This is a genomic window from Pseudoalteromonas sp. (genome assembly GCF_041629635.1).
Taxonomy (GTDB): domain Bacteria; phylum Pseudomonadota; class Gammaproteobacteria; order Enterobacterales; family Alteromonadaceae; genus Pseudoalteromonas.
The window spans coordinates 1-4197 of the sequence record NZ_JBFKMX010000209.1 but is presented as its reverse complement, the minus strand read 5'-3'; the positions used below and the strand labels follow the sequence as shown (position 1 = coordinate 4197).

Below are 4197 nucleotides of genomic sequence, written 5' to 3'. Positions count from 1 at the left end.
GCGAGAGCTTATGAACAATATGGCATCGCTCAGTTGTGAAATTTACCGTGGTTATATCCGTGAAGAAGCGAATTTTGTGCGCTATTTCCGCCAAGCAACGCCTGAGCAAGAATTATCATCATTGCCACTGGGCTCGCGCCCAAGCAAACGCCGCTCAGATGGCGGCATTGAATCACTGCGTGCTATTCCATGGATATTTGCGTGGAGCCAAAACCGTTTAGTACTGCCAAGTTGGTTAGGCCTTGGTCAGGCAATTAAAGCGTTTTATCAAGAAAATGCCGTGCTAATGAACGAAATGCTGGAAAACTGGCCGTACTTTAAGGCCCGTATTTCATTGACTGAAATGGTGTATTTAAAATCCGACCCACAATTATCAGCACTTTATGACGCAGCCCTAGTTGAACCTGAATTGCAAGGTTTAGGTGAAGAACTGCGCAGCCAATTACAACAAGATGAACAAGCTGTACTGACTTTACTTAACCAAAATCATACGCTCGAAAGCGATCCTTGGAACTTAAGCTCATTTAAATTGCGCCAACCTTACTTAGTGCCTCTGCATTTGTTACAAATTGAGGCTTTAAAACGCTTACGCAATAAACCTGAGCACCCAGAAAGCGAGCAAGTACTTATGGTCACCATGGCAGGTATTGCGACCGGTATGCGAAATACTGGTTGATTTAAACTCTTACAATTTAAATAAAAAAGGCGAGGTTAACCTCGCCTTTTTGTTTCTTCTCACGTTCAGTCCATTTGAAAAGGGTAAATTGAACCAAGCTTTAAGATTTGGCTTAATTCATCAAGGGCTGTTTGGCTTTCTACAAGTAAATTCGGATCAGCTAAATCATCTTCTGCAATCGCGTCTCGATAATGCTTTTCAACCCAGGCTGTTAGTGTAAAGTATTTAGCTTCATCCATTAAACATTCTGGGGTAACCGCATTTAACTCCAATTCATTTAGTGGTACGCGAAGGCGCAAACACGCAGGCCCACCACCGTTTTTCATGCTTTGTTGCAGATCAAAATAAATCACCTGAGAAATAGGATTATTTGCCTCGCAAAGGGTCGCAAGATAGGTCGCCACTTTATCGTTATTTTGGCATTCAGTGGGGGCCACAATGGCCATAGTGCCATTTGGTAATGTAATTAATTGGCTGTTAAATATATAGCTTGAAACTGCATCTTCAACACTCACATAATCGCTGCTGACTTCAATTAAATGCAGTGGTTTGTCACCTTGGTATTTTGTGTTTATAGCATCAACTGCACGTGCGGATTGATAAAATGCCATTTCATGGTAAAGCAGCACATTTTCGTTACCAATGGCGATTACATCATTATGAAATACCCCTTGATCGATAACATTTGGGTTTTGCTGCACAAATAAGCAGTTTGATTCGCTTAGACCATGTGCGCGAGCAATGGCTTCGCTGGCTGCTGAGGTTTGTCTGGCAGGGTAAATCTTTGGTTTGATATCTGATAATGCATCTTCACCATACACAAAGAGCGACAACCCTTTTTCGTTATGAGAATTTGCTAAACGGGTGTGATTTGCCGCTCCTTCGTCTCCCAATAATGGATGATGAGGTAGTGGCGCATGATGGGTAAAATACTGCGTATTATTAAAAATAGCTTTAAAGGTACGGCTTGTTTGCTCTGCTTCTATGGCGCGGTGCAGTTTGTTGCTTAAGTTTGCTGGCGTAAAGTGCACTTTGCCATCGTCACAATCCAAACTGTTCGATACTGTTGCCGCATTTGCTGACCACATAGATGATGCCGAATAACAGGCTTTTAAAAACTGCGGCGCGTGTTTGGCTGTTTTTGTAATTACGTCTTTATCGCTACCTGAAAAACCTAATTTTCTTAGTGTGTAAGTATCTGGGCGAACCTGTGGCGGTAAAATGCCCTGCTTTAAGCCGAGCTTTGTCATCGCCAGCATTTTTTCAAGACCTTGTAGCGCAGCTTTTTTCGGATTGGCGATTTGCTTTGCATTATTTTTAGATGCGACGTTACCAAACGATAAGCCGCTGTAGTTATGGGTTGGGCCAACCAACCCATCAAAATTCACTTCGTACACTGTCATCTTTGCATCCTTTTAGTGCAACGTTGCACTTTTATTAGGCGTTTTTCGTGTTTAAAACCGAAAAAACGTGAATACAAAGTTAAATTGCTAAATGCATGCCAGGTAATGAAATTTAATTTTCACTGTGTTAGTTATCTTGATTACCAGTATTTGACGTTTTTAAAATACCCAGCTGGGGTTTTAAGAAATAACACCCAAGGTAAAGCACTAAGGCAATGGCCACATAACCAAACGGATTTGTCACATATGGCGCATAATACTGTGTCACACGCTCTGCGTAGGTACTTAACGGCATATCGCTAAATTTACCCGATAGCCAATAATAGCTTGCATTTGAGGATAAAAATGCAATGGAACTTGCAAGCCAAAAGTTAAAAAGTGCCACGACTGTTTTTACTGCAACAGCAAGTCTCGTTTCATCAAGTTTTAGCTGCAAGCTCTTATGACCCGCCCACCAAAGTACATAATAACCAACAAATAAAAATGGGTATGAAGGTGTAATGCAATCACCAAAATCGCCGCGATAATAGCTGCTAGTTAAATCAATCGACACACTTAAAACCACAAATACAGCAAATGTGCGGTGCTTAGATGCAAGTAAACCTAAGATAAAGAAAATCGCCGTGCTAGCACTTGGCAAATGGAGCGCAGAGGCAAAATGATAAGGCCGAGTGGCTATCATCAAAATCGCTAGTATTGTAAAAATCAGCGATGAGAGCTGCCTTACGTTAATTGGGGTAAATAAATTTGAACGATCTGTCATTGTTGTGTTTCCGCATTCTAAAACCAATACGATAGGAAATGACAAGATACAAGGCACAATCCTTTGGCTTTAATAGCAAGGAATGACAATACCAAGTGCAAATAATTAGATGATCAATTACGGTGATCGCAGATTAATGTAATTGGTATAAAGCGATTGTGTTCTCGTTGCTCACCGCCCACCGCAGTACTCGAGTGAACTAGGCCGGTCTCCGGACTCCTGTTCATCGCACTGACAGCACCTTCCCATCAAAATTGACAGTGGTGGTTGTCGCTCACAGTTACCGTTGCGGGGGCAGTTCCAGATTTAAACTGGATTCCCGTTTAAACATTGTTTTAAAAAAAACATTAGTCACCTAATTACAACGCAAATATATGTCAGCTAATACTTTTAAATCAAGCTAAGACATTATTCTTATTAATACTTTTAGTTTGAAGATATAACCAAATTGCATGCACTGCTAAAAATTTAAAACTAGGGTATGCTACACAAAAAGTTAATCTTTAATTAGCGATGTCAAAAGTAAAAGCCAAAGTACTTCGTTTCAATCAGATCTCTGTTGAAGCTGTTTTTGAAAAAGAAAGTGAGTTAATTAGCCAACTGCAAAACAGCAATTTAGACCAAGCCCTGTTATTTTGGCAAAGCGATAAACCGACGTTGGTTTTACCCTCTGGTAATAAATGGCAACAAAGCGAAGCGCTTGAAACTAAGCTAAAGAAAACCGGTTGGCAGCTTTATGCCCGTAAAACTGGCGGTGCGCCAGTACCACAATGTGAAGGGGTGATTAATGTATCTTACATGTACGTATTGCCAGAGCACATTCCCTACTCTATTCCAAATGCCTACAAAGACTTTTGCGCTATTTTGTCTTCGTTTTTTTCACAGTTTAATATCGATGTTAAAACTCACGCCACCCCAGGCAGTTATTGCGATGGCGATTACAATCTTAATATTGAAGGTAAAAAAGTCGTTGGCACCGCACAGCGTGTACTGCTTAAAAAAGGCGGAGGCAAAATTGTACTAGCGCAAGCCTGCATTTTAGTAAATGCAAATATGCCAACATTAGTTGCACCTGTTAACCTTTGTTATGAACACCATCAACAGCTAGAGCATGCCATTGCTGATGTGCACACCTGTTTGTTTGAACATAGTACTGATAAGCCAGATACTGAGGCGCTTTACCAACGCCTATTTACCAGTTTTATAAATCATCAAAAAACATAGATCGGATTGATCGTAAAACCCTTTTTTTAGTGTTCAGCGGTGATACACTTGGCACTTCTTTAGTCGTAAATTACCTTTGGAGTGCTCCCTTGAAATTCGCTCTTCTTCCATGTGCTGCATTATTTGCAAGT

General features: G+C 40.8%; 4 protein-coding genes and 1 riboswitch. Of the genes, 2 read left to right on the top strand and 2 right to left on the bottom strand.

What is annotated here, in order from left to right; all coding sequences use genetic code 11:
• The coding region (locus tag ABYD77_RS18045) for a phosphoenolpyruvate carboxylase (protein WP_372771489.1) at window positions 1–676 on the top strand (676 nt) is incomplete at its 5' end.
• Window positions 677–741: 65 nt separating this feature from the next.
• Here the strand turns inward: ABYD77_RS18045 and astB are convergent.
• Together astB and ABYD77_RS18035 are read right to left on the bottom strand one after the other, a co-directional pair.
• Window positions 742–2079, bottom strand: coding sequence for an N-succinylarginine dihydrolase (astB, locus tag ABYD77_RS18040; protein WP_372771488.1), 1338 nt, complete (start codon window positions 2077–2079; stop codon window positions 742–744).
• A 127-nt stretch (window positions 2080–2206) separates the two neighbouring features.
• Window positions 2207–2842, bottom strand: a complete 636-nt coding sequence (locus tag ABYD77_RS18035) for a hypothetical protein (protein ID WP_372771487.1) — start codon at window positions 2840–2842, stop codon at window positions 2207–2209.
• A gap of 184 nt (window positions 2843–3026) precedes the next feature.
• A riboswitch (cobalamin riboswitch) is annotated at window positions 3027–3216 on the bottom strand.
• A gap of 139 nt (window positions 3217–3355) precedes the next feature.
• Between ABYD77_RS18035 and ABYD77_RS18030 the strand changes: the two genes are divergently transcribed.
• The gene (locus ABYD77_RS18030; protein ID WP_372771486.1) at window positions 3356–4066 is read left to right on the top strand and encodes a biotin/lipoate A/B protein ligase family protein; all 711 of its coding nucleotides are present in this window, start codon (window positions 3356–3358) and stop codon (window positions 4064–4066) included.
• The last annotated feature ends 131 nt before the right edge of the window (window positions 4067–4197 follow it).